The sequence below is a fragment of the Acinetobacter sp. FDAARGOS_515 genome (assembly GCF_003938865.1).
GTDB classification, from domain to species: Bacteria; Pseudomonadota; Gammaproteobacteria; order Pseudomonadales; family Moraxellaceae; genus Acinetobacter; species Acinetobacter ursingii.
The window spans coordinates 1,308,962-1,327,228 of sequence record NZ_RKIX01000003.1 but is presented as its reverse complement, the minus strand read 5'-3'; the positions used below and the strand labels follow the sequence as shown (position 1 = coordinate 1,327,228).

Sequence of the window (18,267 nt, the reverse complement as noted above, 5' to 3'; positions counted from 1 at the left end):
TCGTTGTTTAGTATGGGCAAAAATGCCTGTTATTTTAAAACCACATATTATGGCTTCGTGGTTATTCCACCTGCAACATTTGTGTCATCATTGGTTACAACAAACTGACCATTGACAATTTTGGGTGGTATAGCGTTCTTCCATTGTAGTGATAATCCATTTCGGTATCGCAAATCAATGGCAGAGATTTTAGGCCACACGGGTTTTAGGTCAGTTTGCGCAAGATGACTCAGGCGCTGCAACTTACTCATGGTTTGATCCTGATCCACAATGACCCTTAAACCTGAATCAAACTGCATAAACCAAGTCATTCGTTCAGTTAAATATAACTCTTTTAACCTTAGATTGACGGGATGAAATAACTGGTTAATTTCGTTATAACGACGCATCATGGCTTTAGATTGACTGAGCGGACCATGCAACATCGGCAAATTTGGATGATTTTGTGGATCTGCTTCGCTAAACACATCCCCGCCATCACTCAACAATCGTCCAGTGCCCCAACGCGCAATCGCATGACGTGGCAATACACGGACTCGAATACTATTGGGCCAAGCACGTGATACAACCACACGATCTACCCATGAAATCTCAAGCGCTTTATCTCGGACTTGCTCAAGATCCGAAGTAAAGTAATTATCTTTAACAATAGGCTGAATGTGTTGAATGAGTTGTTGTTGTTCTGTTGTCGAGTGAGTACCGACGATACTTAATTCAGCAATTCGCGCATCGGTAATAACTTTATACAAGCCAAAGATACCTAAACCGAGCACCACAAATGCGACCAGCAACAATAACCACCCACCCGCATTGACTAACTTTTGCTTAGGCGAAGGCGGTTTTTCGTGGATGGAAGTAATGGCCGCACGACGACGGCGCATGGATGCTGGAAGTTGAGCCATAAGTTAGTGAGCCGTACCTTGAAGCGTTTGTTCTAAAATCGCAACACATAACTCATCAAACCCAACCCCCACCGCTTTGGCGGCTTTAGGCACCAATGAGTGACTGGTCATTCCCGGCACAGTATTAATTTCTAATAACCAGAAATTCCCTTGTTCATCCTGCATAGCATCAACACGCCCCCAACCACTTGCACCTACCGCCTGAAAGGCACGTAAGGTGAGTTGTTGCAGTTGCTTTTCGTCTGATTCGCTAAGGCCTGATGGAATACCATATTGCACATCATTGCGTTGGTATTTGGCATCGTAATCGTAAAATGCCACATCTTTTGGAGGTTCCAGACGAATCACAGGTAACGCCTCACCATTTAACACCACAATGGTGTATTCACACCCCGTAATCCACTTTTCTGCCATCACAATCGCATCATGTTCAGTGGCTTTGGCAATCGCCTGCGCAAAGTCTTCTTTCTTCTCGACCTTGCTCATACCAATACTTGACCCTTCATGGACTGGCTTGATAATTACCGGTAATCCCAAGCTATCTACAATCTCATCAATATTGGAGTCTTTGCTGATAATGCGATACGGGGCTGTCGGTAAATCAGTCCCTTGCCAGATTTGCTTGGTTTTGATTTTATCCATGCCAATGGCTGAACCCTGAACGCCTGTGCCAGTATAGGGCACATCTAACCATTCCAGTGTTCCCTGAATTTGACCATCTTCACCGCCACGACCATGCAACACGATGAAAGCGCGATCATAATTCACTAACTCAGTGACACTACGATGTTTAGGGTCAAATGCTTCTGCTTGTACACCTGAACGTAACAAGGCTTCAAGTACCGCGTTGCCACTATCTAAAGAGACCTCACGTTCAGCCGATTTCCCACCGAACAACACGGCAACTTTGCCGAATTTTGAAGCATTTGACACGTTTATATCCTTAAACTTTTAAAGCACAATATTGAAAAGGGTGAACTGCATTATTTTAAATACAAATGATGCTGAGCCAGTTCGACTGAAATTGCTCCCACGTTACCTGCACCCTGTGTTAATAACAAGTCATTCGGTTGTAACACTTTTTGTATCACGTTTTGCAGGTTGCCTTCTACGGGATCAACCAAAATCGGTTCAACTTCACCGCGTAAACGAATACTCCGTGCCAGTGAGCGGCTATCTGCACCAACAATTGGTTTTTCGCCCGCAGGATAAACTTCGAGCAATAACAGTTGATCCACTTGCGATAACACATCAACAAAATCATCAAAACAGTCACGGGTACGACTAAAACGATGCGGCTGGAACATCATCACCAAACGGCGATCTGGATGACTTTGACGCGCGGCTTTAATGGTCGCTTCCACTTCTTTAGGATGATGTCCATAATCATCCACCAATTTGACATTACCTTCGCCCAACTCAAATTCACCCTGAACCTGAAAACGACGTCCCACGCCACTAAAGCCTTCTAGCGCACGACTAATGGCAGCATCCGATACACCTTCATCGGTTGCTACACCAATCGCCGCAAGCGCATTTAAGACATTGTGTAAACCCGGCTGATTAATTGTTAAACGTAATGGCTCACGGTCTTTACGAAGCACGGTAAAATGTGAGCGCATACCATCCTGTTCGACCTCAACCGCACGAATATCATTATCTTCACCAAAACCATAGGTCAAGACTGGACGACCAATACGCGGTAAAATTTCCTGAATATTAGCATCATCACCACACACGACAGCCAAACCATAAAACGGCAATTTATGCAAAAACTGCACAAAAGTATCTTTTAGCGTGTCGAAACTGCCACCATAAGTGTCCATATGATCGGCATCGATATTGGTGACAATCGCAGCCATTGGCTCTAGATATAAAAACGAAGCATCTGACTCATCTGCTTCAGCCACAATAAAACGACTTGCACCTAAAGCTGCATTCACCCCTGTACGATTCAGCAAACCGCCAATGACATAAGTCGGATCAAGATTTTCTTCAGCCAACATCGTCGTCAGTAAACTGGTGGTTGTGGTTTTACCATGTGTACCTGCAACCGCAATACCATGACGATAACGCATCAACTCGCCGAGCATTTCAGCGCGACGTACTACAGGAGTTCGGCTTTCTATGGCCGCTTTCACTTCTGGATTTTCAGGATCAATTGCGGTCGACACCACTAAGACATTGGCATTTTGAATATTATCCGCCGTATGTCCAATATAAACCTTAATACCCTTTTCTTCTAACTGCGCTGTGGTATTTGAGGCTTTAATATCCGAACCCGAAACTTTATAGCCCTGATTTTTGAGTACTTCGGCGATGCCACACATGCCCGCACCCCCAATGCCCACAAAATGAATGTGTTTGATGCGGCGCATTTCAGGGACTTTAATCAGTTTTTTAGCTTGATCAGCTGGTGTTGATGGTGACATAGCGAACTCGAAATTATAAAGCTTGAATAAGATCAGCGACGGTTTGAGTCGCTTGAGGTTGAGCGTGTTGACGCGCCTTGACTGCCATTTCAGACAATAACTGACGATTCATCAATCCACTCAAAAGAGTATGTAAATATTCTGGGGTCATGGCAGATTGTTGGCAAATCTTTGCCGCGCCAATATCTGCCAGAAATTTAGCATTGGCGGTCTGGTGATCATCCACAGCAATCGGCAGCGGTACAAAAACAGCCGCCACACCTGCGGTCGCGACCTCAGTCACGGTCAAAGCCCCTGCACGACAAATGATTAAATCTGCTTCGCTATAGGCTTTTGCCATATCTTCGATAAACGGCATGACCTTCGTAGTTAAATGTGCGGGTGCATTCGCATAACGTGCTGTGGTTTCATCGAGCTGTTTTTGACCACATTGATGAAACACATTCAGCGGCATATCTAATTTTTTTAAGGCTTCTGGCAACCGTTCATTTAAGGCTTGCGCACCCAATGACCCACCCACAATCAAAATATTTAAAGGCTGATTGTGTTGCGCTCGGGTGTCATAACGCCATTTTGGGCTGAGGATTTCTGCAATTTCTTTACGTACAGGATTTCCCGTGGTCACGACTTTTTCACTGGCAGTAAAAGTGTTTGGAAAGGCCTCACAGACTTTGCTGGCAATACGCGATAGTTGTGAATTGGTAAAACCAGCCACGGCATTTTGCTCATGAATCAAGATAGGAATCCCCAAAATACGCGCTGCCAAACCGCCTGGCCCGGCCACATAACCGCCAAAGCCTGCAACTGCATCGATTTTGAGTTGTTTCATATAGCGCATCGCGCTCAAGGTAGCTTTTAAAATTTTAAACGGAGCCAATAATTTGCGTACAGCACCATTACCGCGTACACCTTGGATATCAATTTGATAAAGCGGAATATTTTGATCTTTGAGTAATCGGTTTTCCATGCCTGCTGGTGTAGCGAGCCAAGAAACCTGACAACCTTGTTGTTGTAGTTCTTTGGCCACGGCCAATGCAGGAAATACATGACCGCCCGTACCGGCCGCCATCATCATGACATGTTTAGGTGTGTGCTGTGGTGAATCGGTCACGGTGTAATTCTTCAACTCAAAAGAAAATAGGGAAATCACATCTATTATTTTAGCGATCCATTTTAATCCTAAAGCAAGCAGAACGGAAAGCAAATTTCACGTGTTTGCAACATAAAGCGCTGCTTTTTTGCCTTGTTTTCATTTTGAGGATGTGGCAAATGAGAATAGATATAAATTGATGAATTTTTTAGGACAGCATGGATGATATTCGAAAGCTGATGTCGAATATCATCTTGATTTTGGTGAATTAACGACCTGCTTCTAGCACATCAAATAAAGTATCCGCAATCGATGTGCCATATTGCGCATCAATCTCACGGATACAGGTTGGACTGGTGACATTAATTTCAGTGACATAATTGCCAATCACATCTAGCCCGACAAATACCAAGCCCTTTTCACGTAGGAATGGCCCAACTTGGGCAGCAATCATTTTGTCATTTTCAGTGAGTGGGCGTGCTTCACCCAAACCGCCTGCTGCCAAGTTCCCGCGTACTTCACCATTTTGAGGAATACGTGCCAAGCAATATGGAATCGGTTCGCCATTGACCATCAAGATGCGTTTATCGCCATCGACGATTTCTGGAATATAACGCTGCGCCATGATGGGACGTGTGCCCATTTCGGTCAACATTTCCAGTGTCGAACCAATATTTACGCCATCTTGGTATAAACGAAAAATCCCCATACCGCCCATGCCATCCAGCGGTTTTACAATCACATCACCATGTGTTTTGATAAATTCACGAATCAGGCTTTGTTGAGACGTGACTAAAGTGGGAACTTGTAGCTCTGGGAACTGAGTTGCGAACAGCTTTTCATTACAGTCACGCAAGGATTGCGGTTTATTAATAATCCACGCGCCTTCACGTTCTGCTTGTTCTAAAATATAAGTGGTATACACAAAGTTCATGTCGAACGGTGGGTCTTTACGCATTAAGACCACATCGTAATCAGCCAATGATTCTTTGCGCTTCTCACCTAATTCGTAATAATGGTTATAATCTTCAAAGACTTGAAGTGGTGAGATCAGACCAAAGGCTTTGCCTTGATCGATATATAAATCGTGCTGTAATGCATAGCCCAATTCATGTCCGCGACGGCTGGCTGCCCATAACATTGCCATGGTGGAATCTTTTTTAAGATTTACCGTTTCAATTGGGTCCATTACGACAAGTACACGCATCACCAGCTCACTCTTTATTTTCAATTGGACTGATTATAAACGAGCTTTGAGCGTGACGTTTAGTATTTGAGTGAATAAGTAGAGCATGCTTAGTGCATACTGGAAATAAGACGAACACTTCATTCGACATAGGCATCAACAGATCACACTATGGGTAGCAGCAACTGCAAAATGCATCTTCTAAAACTGGGCATTTTATTTTGGAGAAATCTGATATGTCTATTTGGGACTTATATGCGGAGTTCGTCACCGATAGACTATAATATAAATAGAAGCGTTGTCATAAATTCAATATTGCTAAATTAGATATTACCAAACAATGACTTGACGAAAGCAAAATCAAAACAATTGTAGTTTAATAAACATACCCTTGCATTAGACTTCTTTTATTATTGTTTAAAGTCTGTTCCTGTTTAATTTTCTCCCATAGGGAGAAATAAAAGGCACTGATGAAAGACGGACTGATTCACTGAATTAAAAAAACTACTTGAGCAGTTTAAATGGGTTGAGTAGAAATCACACTTTAAAATAAAACATATTATTGAATTAAATTATTTTTTATAAAATATTGACCGTCTATAAAAAAAATAAATATATATATTTAAAAACTTGATTATTTCTGTTTTTAGTGTATAGTCAGCTTAACTAGAAAAAAAGTCTTGTTTCGGTAGATCTTCCTTAAGTATCGCAGTTTTAGTCATAATCCTTCGTTGTTTAGATTTTAAGTCTCATTCTTTATTATTTCGAAGTTATAATCGGTCAATAAAATGACTCAATTTTTTTTAAATTAGTAGGATATATTATGTCAAACTCAGCTATTGTTAAAGGTACTGTGAAGTGGTTTAACGAAACTAAAGGTTTTGGTTTCATTCAACAAGAATCAGGTCCAGACGTTTTTGCCCATTTCAGCGAAATCGCCAGTTCAGGTTTTAAAACCTTAGTTGAAGGTCAGCAAGTTGAATTCAGTATAGCTCAAGGTCAAAAAGGACCGACTGCTGTAAATATTGTGGCTATCTAAAATATTCATAGCTTCATAGTAAAGTAATAAAAAGTACTTATACGTATTTTTTATTACTTTAACTTCTATTTTCAAAATTAAAAATCTCTAAAATCTAAAAAAGGATATCAATTGTTAAAAATAAATAATTTAATTGCAAAATCTAAAAATGGCACTGAAATTATTGTTTCATTAATTCCCCTCAATAAAATGCAAAATACACGTCAAGGTTTTAAACAAATTGAAGTCGGTAAAAGAGTTTTGTTAGAATCTGGTATCGAAGTTGATTTAAATTTGGATGGTCGTACCTTTTACACCTCTCTAAATCAATTATTTAAATTAGACCAGAAAGTTTCTTACAGATAAAATTAATAAACATCAATCAATGAGTTTTTTCCATTTTCATTTCATCATTTTTCAATCATTATTTACCAAAATTCATGAACTAAACTCAATAAAAAAGGAAGCGCTTGCTTCCTTCCACCAGCATCCAAAAATTAGATGCCATACTTCACACGATAATCTTCCATATTTGCCAAAGCCTCTTTTTCGCCTTTGGCATCCAAAAAGTCCATCAAATCTTTCATGGTAATCAAAGCATGTACAGGGATTTCGAGTTCCTTTTGTACTTCTTGAATCGCAGACAAATCACCTTGCCCTCGTTCCTGACGGTCTAGCGCCACCAATACGCCTGCAATGGTTGCGCCTGCATTTTTTAAAATAGTCACCACTTCACGAATTGCAGTCCCCGCCGTGATCACATCATCAATAATCCAGACTTTTTGACCCGCCACCGCAGCACCGACCAACACACCACCTTCACCATGGTCTTTGGCTTCTTTACGATTAAAACCCCATGGTACGCTTTTAGCATGCACTTGAGACAATGCCACAGCCGTTGCCGCCACAAATGGAATCCCTTTGTACGCAGGGCCAAAAATCACATCGACATTTTGACATTGTACAAGTTTATCAGCATAGCCTTGAGCCAATAGCGACAATGCTTCACCATCGTTTAACAAACCTGCGTTAAAAAAATACGGACTGACACGTCCTGATTTTAGGGTAAACTCACCAAATTTAAGCACACCGCGTGATAACGCGAGTTCAATAAAGGCTTGCGGGTTAAAAGACGATGGCGTTGTCATAGGTACTCCAGATTCATCAATTGAGGTCAAACTTGCGCATGATACCAAAGGATCGCTATCCAAGTGATGTAAAAATTCTACGTGTGGTTTCAATTAACGTAAATGGCTTACGTTCATCTGTGACCAAAGGGCTACTCGAATGGCTCGAACAGTCTGAGGCAGACGTGGTGTGTATGCAAGAGAGTCGCATTACCCACGCACAGTGGACTGACAAATTTAAGCCAGAGGGTTGGTACACCCACCTGTTTCCTGCCGAACGTGCAGGCTATGCAGGCACCGCCATTTATAGCCGTATTCCATTTAAATCTGTGCAGGATGGATTAGGGTTTGAACTGGCTGACTCACAAGGGCGTTTTATTGCTGCTGAATTTGATTTAGGACTCGATCAGTCAGCCTATATCTGCTCACTCTATTTGCCATCAGGTTCTTCGGGTGATGAAGCTCAGGCACGTAAAGATGTGTTTTTAGAGCAATATGCCCATATTTTAAAACAATGGCGTACTGAGAATAAATCGATCATTGTCTGTGGTGACTATAACATCGTGCATAAACGCATCGATATTAAAAACTGGTCAGGCAATCAAAAATCCTCTGGCTGTTTACCCCATGAACGTGCATGGCTCGATCATATCTATGATGATTTAGGTTATGTCGATACGTTCCGTGAAGTCCGTCAAGAAGCAGAACTGTACTCTTGGTGGTCAAATCGCGGGCAAGCCCGTGCTAAAAACGTCGGGTGGCGTATTGATTATCATGCCTGCTCGCCTGACTGGAAAGAACGCACAGTCAATGCTTGGGTATATAAAGAACAATGGTTTAGCGACCATGCACCTGTAATTATTGACTATAAAATCGGCTAAAAATAAGTACACTTGTACACTCAATTAATGGTTATTACCTACAATTGTTGTGGAAATTGTATATTTTTCTTACAGCCGTTTAAGCGCATTATAGCTGCACGGCACAGGGACATGTCAGGATGACAAAAGGATAGGACGCCGTAGGAAGGAAAATATAACCTAGTTTGGTTATTCAGGGATGTGACAATGGACGTTGGACTGAGACCCGCATGATCAGGATGATTAAATGCGGGTTTTCTCTTTTTTGCATCCAATGCTTTATTTATATTTTTTCTTAATTCTTTGATCACCATCATAGCCAAAACATATGTCAATATGATGACATTGGCTCTATTTTACAAGTCTTTGGGTTTTCACATTTTCTAATATTGTTATCTTTAATATTGACCAGTTTCAACACAGACTAGAGCTTTGTTTTATTTTTGGGTAGGCTATGACGCATTGTCATTGATATAGCTCAAGTATATGTTCAAAATTTATGGAATCAAAAATTGCAACTCCATGAAAAAAGCCTTTGATGCACTGAATGAAAAAGGCTTAAGTTATGAATTTCATGATTATAAAAAGCAAGGCATTGATGCTGAAACACTTAAGGTCTGGCTGGAAAAAATTGGGGCAGACACCCTCTTGAATAAAAAAGGTACGACATGGCGCAAGTTATCTGCCGATGAACAACAATTTGCGCTCAGCAGTGAAGCGAATTTGATCGAGACGTTAATTGCCCATCCGAGCTTGATTAAACGTCCTGTTTTGCACACCTCTACAGGTTATCTGGTCGGTTTTGATGAAAGCGCTTATCAACAACTCGCCGCGTCTTAAAAACTGCAAAAAAAATAGCCGAATTTTAATTCGGCTATTTTAAATCATATAGCGAAGATTGGATCAGTTAGCACGAATCCAAGTCTGATTACGACCAAGCGCTGAAATGCCGATATAACCACGAATATTCAGTTTTTTACCACCTTCAGCCAACTCACCTTTGAGCTTATAGGTTTTACCGGTTTTAGGATCAAGAATTGATCCACCATCATAGCTTGTGCCGCCTGTATTTTTCAGGTTATGTACAATGGTGACACCTTTAAGTGATTTATTCTTGTATGGACCTTCACACTTGGTACAAGAATTTTCTTCACCTGGGGTTAATACATTTTGAATTGTCGCAGACAACGTGCCATTTTTTTGCTCAGTGAATTTCACAATCGCTTTTGGCTGTTTCGTTTGATCATCAATCGTCTTCCAAACCGTACCATTCAATGGATCAGCAGCATTTGCCAAAACTGTCGCACCAAGTAATCCAATTGCCAATGCAAATTTTTTCATTTTTGTTTAGTATCCCTAAGTCTTTATTGACCTCTTTAGTATTCAAAACTCACAACAATATTGCAATTTTTGTCTGTGACTAATTAGTGTAGCCTTGTAACTTGTTTAGTTAATTTCGCACGATTTTTAGAATTAGACCTCAACTATGAAAAAATGATGAAGATAAATACCATGTGGAAACAATATATTACCGAAGCTTTTTTAAAAACAGTCATTCGCACCCCAAGCCAGTTCAGTTTACCGCCCAGTACGACCAGAACAGCATTAGACCAACTCTGTCGAATTTTTCCAGTCAATAAAGAAGTACATATCCGTCCGATTCGTTTGGCAGGAATCAAAGCAGAGGAAATCAAACCGCAATCGTCTTCTACTCAACTTATTTTCCATATTCATGGTGGTGCGTTTTTTTTAGGTAGTTTAAACACTCATCGCGCTTTTATGACGGATATCGCCGCTCGTACTCAAATGCAGGTGATCCATGTGGATTATCCTCTTGCACCTGAAAGTGGCTTTCCCGATGCTTTAGACGCACTGTATGATATTTATCAGTTGTTATTGGATCAAGGTATCCAAGCCAAAGATATTATTCTGTCCGGCGACTCCTGTGGCGCCAATCTGGCTTTGGCACTTTGTTTACGCCTGAAAGAAAATCAGGATGAACAGCCTAGTGGTTTGATTTTAATGTCGCCATTTCTGGATTTGACCCTGAGCAGCGAGTCATTACGTTTTAATCGAAAACATGATGCCCTCCTTTCGATTGAAGCATTAGAAGCAGGTATTGATTATTATCTCGGTAATCGTATTGCGACCGACAATCCCCAAGTTTCTCCATTATTTGATGATTTATCAGGATTACCACCAACATTGGTACAAGTAGGTTCTAAGGAAATTTTACTGGATGATGCCAAGCGTTTTCGCGATCAGGCAAAACAAGCAGGGGTAGATGTAGAATTTAAGCTCTACACAGGGATGTGGCATAATTTCCAAATGTTTAGTGCTTGGTTTGATCAAGCCAAGCACGCCCTAGCGGATATTTCTGAATTCGCTCATCAATTAGACAAAGATTAATGCGTAAAACATTTCATTGAATAAGGTCGTTTTATTCAATGAAATGTACTTTTTAAGGTCTTATTATTTCTACCAAATGATCAAAATTAAAATAATATAAGTCGTCATAAAATACATGAACAATAAAATATCGGTATGAATTTTATCAACTTTTTTAGAAAAAGATCAATTTTCATACAGATCTAAGTATGTTATCTTAAAATACAAAATCGAAGATACACCCAAAACATCACAATAATTAAAATTTTAACGACTTTAACACGGCACTTCATTTTTCGATGATATTGCCAAAGGTATATGCAAATGAAACAACGACTGATCAAAGCTGTTTTTGAAGATAATGTCGTCATGAACTGGTCGACTGTGCAAAAATGTAGCCTGATTTTAATCTTGGCATGTGGCATGCACCTCACCTGGATTATCTGGAAAATTTATATTCTGTTGCAGCCCCAATACTGGTTCATGATCAACATGTCATTGTTCAACATCAGCTTTTGGGTTGATGTGATTGGATTGGCTCTGTTTGTACTTCTGCTTTTTCCCACCCTTTATTACCGTGATCGGAATTGGGTGAAACGGTTCATCCCATGGTTAAGTATTGGTCTGTTTACCTTAAGCTTGTGCCATGCGAGTTATTTAGTCGGAACACTCAGCCCTGCAACCATGATTGGTTATGTGAGTATTGTTGGGGTAGGTTTGGTTCTTTTTCAGCGCCGTCTAATTTATGTGGCAATGATTCCTGCAAGTATTATGTTGTTCGGCTGTACCTATTTATCGAGTCAGGGTTTGATCCCCTATGCGCCACTTTTCCATGTCGTGTCTTCTGGAGAGACTATATTTATCCAGCCTTTCTGGGTCAATACCATGTTATTTTTTAGTGCTCCAGTGTTTCTGACATGTTTGTTGTTATTTGAAATTTTACTCACCCAATGGCGTAATCGTGAAGAGTATATTGAACGTCTCAGCCAAATTGATCCGTTAACCTGTGTACTCAATCGGCGCAGTATCAATCTTTGCCTGCAAACATTGCATCAGAACTTACTCGACTCGAAATCCTGCTATGCTGTTATTCTGCTCGATCTTGATCATTTTAAACAGGTGAATGACCGTCACGGTCATCATATCGGCGACGAGGTATTGGTCAAAGTTGCCAATTGTCTATCGAGTCATTTACGGCATCAGGATTATATTGGACGCTTCGGCGGAGAGGAATTCATTTTATTGCTGCCCAATACGCCTTTAGCACAAGTACAAAGTGTTGCAGAACGTTGCCGAGTCGCGATTCAAAAATTATCGATTCGCCTGAAAGACCAAAGCGAAATTCGTATCAGTGCAAGCTTCGGCATCGCCATGTCTCAGTTCAACGCCAACCCAAAAGAGATTTTAAAACAAGCAGATCAGGCGTTATATGCAGTCAAAGCGACAGGGCGTAATCAGGTACAATGCTTTTTTGATTTACCCCAACAGATCAGCTAAACATTAGCCCTTGATAAATTGTTCGCCATGTTGGCGATATGGTTCCTGATTTTGTACAAATTGACGTTCTGCCTGAGCCTGCACAACCCATGCATTGACCGCAGAATTTGCCAATATATTCTGCATATATTGCTGGCTTGGCGCTGAAATTGGTAAACCATAACTGAGTAAACGCATGACCACAGGCGCATAAAAGGCATCTGCAATGCTAAACTCGCCACATAAAAAACCATTTATTTCAGGTCGCTCTGCCCATATTTCCTCTATACGCGCAACCTCAGCACGTAATGTAGGTAGATCTTTCCAGAGTTTAGTGCCAATAAAGCGTAGATCAGCTTCAATATTCATGCTGCAATATTGTCTTAACGTGGTAAAACTACTGTGCATCTCTGCACTGATGCTACGTGCGCGGGCACGTTGGGTTTTATCAATCGGCCACAAATGTTTTTCAGCAAAACTCTCTGCCAGATATTCACAAATCGCCAAAGAATCCCATACCACGATTTCCTGATCGATCAAGGTTGGCACTTTAGCGGTCGGACTCATGACGGACATGGTTTTTTTAAACTGCCCATCTGCGGCAAAATCATCAAATGCTACCAAATGTTCATCCATAGGCAAATCAAAATGTTTCATGACCAGCCAAGGACGCATCGACCAAGATGAATAGTTTTTATTGCCAATATAAAGTTCCATCAAGGTTGACTCCTTAAATTGTTTAAAGCCTGTAGATGATCGAGCAACTCCGTTTTACTAAAGGCACCCGTCAAACGTAAACGGCGTAATTCCTGTCGTTGCGGATTTAAAAACAGATAAGTTGGTGGCCCTAAAATCTGCCATTGATTCAGCAAAGCTTGATGAGAATGATCATACTGGCTTAAATCCAGTTTAATCAGATAATACGGTTGTAAAGCAGTTTGGACTTCTAGATCTTTTAATATGCGATGTTCAATCGGTTGGCAAGCCACACACCAGTCTGCATATACATCAATGATCACAATCCGATCATGCGGTGCATGATCCAATAATTGCTGAAACTCAGTTGCCGTATGTGCAACATGCCAAGTATTTTCGCCTTGTTGCTGATCAAGCTGATAACGTTGAAAATGCTGGTACTGATCGAATAGCACCACAGGAATGGCAAGTATTAATAACACAAGATACAGCCAACGTAACCGATCATGATGTTTGATCAGACGATAGCCTGCATAACCGATAAAACTTAGCCCTAAAAGCAAACTTAAAATTTGTACCACGATAGCTGGCAATAAAGGCCGTATAAAATACAAACTCAGGCCAAGCATGATAAAGGCAAAAATCACCTTGATCTGATGCATCCATTGCCCTGCTTTGGGTAGCACTTTTGCCCCTAAAATCGTCGCCAACAGCAAAGGAATACCCATCCCAAAGCCGAGACAGAATAACAGCAATGCCCCTTGCCACTGATCTTGCGTTTGTGAAATAAACAACAAAGTGCCTGCTAGCGGCGCGGTCATACACGGCCCGACCAATAGCGCAGAAACCATCCCCATGACCGCAGCACCGAGCAGCGTTCCACCACGCTGAACCGATTGAATTCGATCCAAATGATTCATGACACGTTGTGGAAGTTTGATCTCAAATAAACCAAATAGATTTAAAGCAAACAGCACAAACAGCAAACTAAAGGCAATTAAAGTCGCAGGCTGCTGTAACCAGCGTTGAAAATTTAGTCCTGCCGATGATGCAATTAAACCCAAGATCGCATATACCATTGCCATACTACAGACAAAAGTCAGTGCCACCATCCACGCGCGTAGACCTTTACTGTCTCTGACGATGAGTGAGGTTAAAATAGGTAACATCGGCAATGAACACGGCGTAAAAGCCAACAACATACCCAAACCTAAAAATAGCAAAATACCATAGCCTAATGAATGTTGTTCAAGCTTCGAGCTCCAGAATTGATCCTGAGCAACTTGAGTATCTCGATTTGGTTGAGCAAGATTGTTAGGAGCCGTATTAAGTTGTGAGGCTTGAGCAGGTTCAGCAACAGAATCAAGCTGTGAACTTGAGTTTGCTGATGGATTGATGTCCTTTGCTTGATCAAGACTGGATGCTTTGGCGACATCCAAAAAGGTTTTTTTGCTCTGCCCTGTATTTTGGATATTAACCAGACCATCCAAATCCGTCTGAAATTCAATGCTTTGTGGAGGATAACAAATTCGGTCTTTGGCACAGCCTTGCCACGTCACCTGATAAGTTTGCGAGGGCTGAGTTTTAATCTGAAATTGAACCTGTTGATAATAAACCTGACTCTGACCAAAGTTATCATCAAATTGCTCTACAGCTTTCGGCAAATCTAAGGGCAAACGATGGTTGCCCTGTTTGACCTCAAATTTATGCTGATATAAATAATAATGTGGCTGAATCGACCAATGCAGAACAGCAGTCTTTTGATCAAGTGATTCAACAGAAAAAGAAAACGCATCTTCAGGGCTCAACAATGCCTCATTTTTGGCATAAAGCTGTGTCGCAACAAAACAAAGTGACAGGATTAAAAAGTAAAAAAAGCCACTGCGACTTTGAAAATGCGTCATTATTTCCTCAACAACTTAGACTCAATCACTTAGAATAGGTAAGAGAAACCAAAACCACCCTTGTAGTTTTTATCATCTCCATTTAAACCAACACCGACACTGGCATCTAGCTGTGCACGGTCATTGATGGCATAAATCACCCCTGTTCCCAGACCATATTCATAGTCCTGACTTTCTGCTTTGCGATAGACAAATTCAGAATAGCCTGACCATTTTCCAGTAATCTTATAACCAATGGTTGGAATCGCAGTCACTGCCCAGTCGCTATTTTGCACTTCGTATTTCATGGTAATCGAGGTTTGTAGCAAATCGCTGTATTGATAAGCCACAGCAGAACTTAAACTATAAATATCATCATGTTCTGTAAATTCATCATTGCCTGTTGCAATCAGCGCTTGTGCCAAAATTGCCATTGAAAGACGATCATCATCCAGATCGATGGCTTTTTTCAAACCTATACTGATATCACCCAAGCCATTGTCATGGACTTTTTTACCATCGCGCTTGGTCTGATACCATGCTGGTCCTTGCCAACCTAACTGTAATTCTAAATCTTTGGTTAGACCTGTGCGTAATAACACATCTTCATTCAAAGTGACGGTTTTTTCTTTGACACCATCCACCGTAGTTTCGTTATAAGTCGCCGTCGGTAAACCTTGTTCCCACGCTAAGTGACCCACAGGGGTAATCCCTGTACCAAAACCTGAACCAGGACGATCAAAGGAAAAATCAGCAGCAAATGTAGGTACAGTTGCCCCCGCAGCCAAAATAAAAGTTAGTGTTTTAAACATGTTCATGGGTACACTCAAAATTCAGTTCATTTTTTAATTTATCTGATTTTTTACAAGATCAGATTTATTCTTTAGACATTTTTGCACCGCGACTGCGCAGTAGCTCAAGTGTCTGTTTCTCTTCTGGCAATGCTTCTGCCCAATTTATTTGATCAAACTCACAATCAAAAAATAAATCACTCACCGAAGATAAAATGGTAAGCCCTTCATCATCGCGAGTATTTGGATCAACTTTCGCATCGAGTAAGCGCTGCACCACAGGCACACAGGCAGAGCTTGCGGCATCCCAAAGTGGCCCATACAGTTCTTCCGAATCCCATAGGTGTAAATTGGCTTTGGCTTTAATTAACTCATCCAAAATATCCAAGTGCACTTTTAAGGCTTGTTGTTTTTCTTCTTCGCTTAATGGTTGATTAGCTTCATAGGCTTCACAGACCATTTCCCACCATTTGAATAGACCATCACTAAACACTGAAATCGGTGGGCCTTTTTCAGGGTCAATAAAATTTGGATCGAGACCTGATGCTAACAGGCGCTGTACCTGTTCAAGGTCTAACTCTTCAATGGCCTGAACGAAGGCTTGTTGTTGGGCTGTTAGCATGGAGGATCTCACCACTTGAAAGGGATTTGGCTACTATTATGCCGAAAATCGAACGCAAATTGATGTTATTTTGAGGTAAATTCATCTCATTTTTCAGATGAGTAGATCGCTACTCATAAAAAAAGCCCCGAAGGGCTTGTTTTAGTACTTATTCTTCATCGGCAAATTCGACACGACTACCACGCGATGGTTCTTGTTTTTCGAAGGTGTGTTCCAAACTACGTTTCAGTTTTTCAATCGCACCATGAATGGCCAAATCGATATTGCCCGCTTTATGGTTGACTGCAATGGGTTTTAATCCTGCTGGACGTACTTCGATCATACACCGAATATCATCTTCACCATTCTTTTTTTCCCCGTTTTCATCACTCAAATGAACCGAGAAGTGAGTGATGCGTTCAGCATGGCGCTGAAAGGCATTTGCAAGTTCTGCACGAACATATTCAATTAAACGTTCACTATTATGGATGTTTTTATCTGTGCGGATTTCAATATTCATGATTCCATCCTCTTTGTATCAGTATTTCTATATAACAATCTATGCAAAACTTAATTGGCATACTTTGAGCATGCTGTAATTCAGTGTTGTTGTACATCTCAGTTATGTAATTGGTTGTTATCTCCTTTTACGCTTTATAAGTATTTTGAGTGAATGAAGATCTTCTCTATCTTCAATATCTGTCTATACTCAGAAATATGCAAGCTGATTTTTTAACTTTTCATGACATTTTGATCAAAAAGGATGCATCATTGTGAGTTCTTCATATTTACGCGGCCAAGATCTGATCGATCAAATCCAAAGTGCACCATATTCACGCGATTTGATTGGTTATCACGGTCAGCCGCCGCAGGTCGAGTGGCCCAATCAAGCACGTGTTGCTGTGCAGTTTGTATTAAATTATGAAGAAGGCGGCGAAAATCACATCGAACATGGTGACTTGGGTTCAGAACAATTTTTATCGGATATTATTGGTGCAGCCAGTTTTCCCGCCAAACATATGTCAATGGATTCGATGTATGAGTATGGCTCACGTGCAGGCTTTTGGCGTATTCATAATGAGTTTCAACGTCGTGGCTTACCCATGACGATTTTTGGGGTAGGAATGGCATTAGCTCGTAATCCCTACATTGTGGATGCCATTAAATCTGCCAATTATGATGTAGTGTCTCATGGTCAGCGCTGGATTCATTATCAGGATATGGATATTGAAACAGAGCGCATGTATATGGATCAGGCGATTTCAGTACTTGAAGCCTTGTTTGGAGAAACTCCAATCGGTTGGTACACCGGGCGCGATAGCCCAAATACTCGTCAGCTTTTAGCCGAGTTTCCACAAATTAAATACGACTGCGACTACTATGGCGATGATTTACCCTTTTGGACAACGCTCACCAATATCGATGGTGAAACACGTCCTCATTTGATTATTCCTTACACCCTTGAATCCAATGATATGAAATTTTGCTCTCCGGGCGGTTTTAATAGTGGGGAACAGTTTTATCAATACTTAAAAGACGCCTTTGATGTACTTTATGCCGAAGGTGAAAGTGCACCAAAAATGCTCTCCATCGGTATGCATTGCCGTCTTTTAGGGCGCCCAAGTCGTTTTAAGGCTTTGCAACGCTTTTTAGATTACATACAATCACACGATAAAGTCTGGATTTGTCGTCGTAATGATGTTGCCCACCACTGGTATCAACATCACCCATATGCAGGCTAGTTTTTTAAATTTTTACTTGTTGAAAGTTAAAATAAATGAATAGATATCTACATTATTTGATTTTGTAGATATCTA

General features: G+C 41.0%; 19 protein-coding genes. 7 read left to right on the top strand and 12 right to left on the bottom strand.

Annotation, left to right across the window (positions count from 1 at the left end; genetic code table 11):
• Positions 1–47: 47 nt before the first annotated feature.
• The 5 genes from EGS47_RS07730 to gshB all read right to left on the bottom strand — a co-directional run bounded on the left by EGS47_RS07730 (position 48) and on the right by gshB (position 5,631).
• Positions 48–902 (bottom strand): cell division protein FtsQ/DivIB, encoded by an 855-nt coding sequence (locus EGS47_RS07730; RefSeq protein ID WP_004985872.1) that lies wholly within the window; start codon positions 900–902, stop codon positions 48–50.
• A 3-nt stretch (positions 903–905) separates the two neighbouring features.
• Positions 906–1,835, bottom strand: a complete 930-nt coding sequence (locus tag EGS47_RS07725) for a D-alanine--D-alanine ligase (protein WP_004985873.1) — start codon at positions 1,833–1,835, stop codon at positions 906–908.
• A 50-nt stretch (positions 1,836–1,885) separates the two neighbouring features.
• Complete coding sequence (gene murC, locus EGS47_RS07720; protein ID WP_004985875.1) at positions 1,886–3,334, bottom strand: UDP-N-acetylmuramate--L-alanine ligase; 1,449 nt, start codon at positions 3,332–3,334, stop codon at positions 1,886–1,888.
• Between the two features lie 13 nt (positions 3,335–3,347).
• The gene (murG, locus tag EGS47_RS07715) at positions 3,348–4,445 is read right to left on the bottom strand and encodes an undecaprenyldiphospho-muramoylpentapeptide beta-N-acetylglucosaminyltransferase (protein ID WP_035272517.1); all 1,098 of its coding nucleotides are present in this window, start codon (positions 4,443–4,445) and stop codon (positions 3,348–3,350) included.
• 247 nt (positions 4,446–4,692) lie between these two features.
• Positions 4,693–5,631 carry a glutathione synthase gene (gshB, locus tag EGS47_RS07710; RefSeq protein ID WP_005005594.1) on the bottom strand — a complete coding sequence of 313 codons (939 nt, stop codon included), beginning with the start codon at positions 5,629–5,631 and terminating at the stop codon, positions 4,693–4,695.
• A gap of 802 nt (positions 5,632–6,433) precedes the next feature.
• Here gshB and EGS47_RS07705 point away from each other — a divergent pair.
• Positions 6,434–6,649, top strand: a complete 216-nt coding sequence (locus EGS47_RS07705) for a cold-shock protein (RefSeq protein ID WP_004985890.1) — start codon at positions 6,434–6,436, stop codon at positions 6,647–6,649.
• A 111-nt stretch (positions 6,650–6,760) separates the two neighbouring features.
• Positions 6,761–6,994, top strand: a complete 234-nt coding sequence (locus EGS47_RS07700; RefSeq protein ID WP_005005592.1) for a hypothetical protein — start codon at positions 6,761–6,763, stop codon at positions 6,992–6,994.
• A gap of 131 nt (positions 6,995–7,125) precedes the next feature.
• On the opposite strand, the gene pyrE is transcribed toward EGS47_RS07700, so the two are convergent.
• Positions 7,126–7,776 carry an orotate phosphoribosyltransferase gene (gene pyrE / locus EGS47_RS07695; RefSeq protein ID WP_049174425.1) on the bottom strand — a complete coding sequence of 217 codons (651 nt, stop codon included), beginning with the start codon at positions 7,774–7,776 and terminating at the stop codon, positions 7,126–7,128.
• Positions 7,777–7,814: 38 nt separating this feature from the next.
• Between pyrE and EGS47_RS07690 the strand changes: the two genes are divergently transcribed.
• On the top strand, positions 7,815–8,636 hold the full coding sequence (locus tag EGS47_RS07690; protein ID WP_004985895.1) for an exodeoxyribonuclease III: 822 nt from the start codon (positions 7,815–7,817) through the stop codon (positions 8,634–8,636).
• Positions 8,637–9,101: 465 nt separating this feature from the next.
• Entirely contained in the window at positions 9,102–9,455 is a 354-nt protein-coding gene (locus EGS47_RS07685) for an arsenate reductase (RefSeq protein ID WP_035272515.1), read from the top strand.
• A gap of 63 nt (positions 9,456–9,518) precedes the next feature.
• Here the strand turns inward: EGS47_RS07685 and EGS47_RS07680 are convergent, their stop codons facing one another.
• A complete protein-coding gene (locus tag EGS47_RS07680; protein ID WP_004985898.1) occupies positions 9,519–9,956 on the bottom strand; it encodes a DUF2147 domain-containing protein in 438 nt (145 codons plus the stop codon).
• A gap of 156 nt (positions 9,957–10,112) precedes the next feature.
• Between EGS47_RS07680 and EGS47_RS07675 the strand changes: the two genes are divergently transcribed.
• Positions 10,113–11,024, top strand: coding sequence for an alpha/beta hydrolase (locus EGS47_RS07675; protein ID WP_035254100.1), 912 nt, complete (start codon positions 10,113–10,115; stop codon positions 11,022–11,024).
• Positions 11,025–11,327: 303 nt separating this feature from the next.
• Entirely contained in the window at positions 11,328–12,500 is a 1,173-nt protein-coding gene (locus tag EGS47_RS07670) for a GGDEF domain-containing protein (RefSeq protein WP_005005585.1), read from the top strand.
• Positions 12,501–12,503: 3 nt separating this feature from the next.
• Here the strand turns inward: EGS47_RS07670 and EGS47_RS07665 are convergent, their stop codons facing one another.
• From EGS47_RS07665 to EGS47_RS07645, 5 genes are all read right to left on the bottom strand, one after another.
• Positions 12,504–13,196, bottom strand: coding sequence for a glutathione S-transferase family protein (locus EGS47_RS07665; RefSeq protein WP_125269503.1), 693 nt, complete (start codon positions 13,194–13,196; stop codon positions 12,504–12,506).
• Positions 13,196–15,079, bottom strand: a complete 1,884-nt coding sequence (gene dsbD / locus EGS47_RS07660) for a protein-disulfide reductase DsbD (protein ID WP_005005579.1) — start codon at positions 15,077–15,079, stop codon at positions 13,196–13,198. The genes EGS47_RS07665 and dsbD overlap by 1 nt, the downstream gene beginning before the upstream one ends.
• A gap of 29 nt (positions 15,080–15,108) precedes the next feature.
• Positions 15,109–15,876, bottom strand: a complete 768-nt coding sequence (locus tag EGS47_RS07655) for a transporter (RefSeq protein ID WP_005005578.1) — start codon at positions 15,874–15,876, stop codon at positions 15,109–15,111.
• A 58-nt stretch (positions 15,877–15,934) separates the two neighbouring features.
• Positions 15,935–16,471 carry an ankyrin repeat domain-containing protein gene (locus tag EGS47_RS07650; protein WP_004985915.1) on the bottom strand — a complete coding sequence of 179 codons (537 nt, stop codon included), beginning with the start codon at positions 16,469–16,471 and terminating at the stop codon, positions 15,935–15,937.
• Between the two features lie 148 nt (positions 16,472–16,619).
• Positions 16,620–16,970, bottom strand: a complete 351-nt coding sequence (locus tag EGS47_RS07645; protein ID WP_005005576.1) for an HPF/RaiA family ribosome-associated protein — start codon at positions 16,968–16,970, stop codon at positions 16,620–16,622.
• Positions 16,971–17,223: 253 nt separating this feature from the next.
• Between EGS47_RS07645 and puuE the strand changes: the two genes are divergently transcribed.
• Entirely contained in the window at positions 17,224–18,192 is a 969-nt protein-coding gene (gene puuE, locus EGS47_RS07635; protein ID WP_125269502.1) for an allantoinase PuuE, read from the top strand.
• Positions 18,193–18,267: the final 75 nt, after the last annotated feature.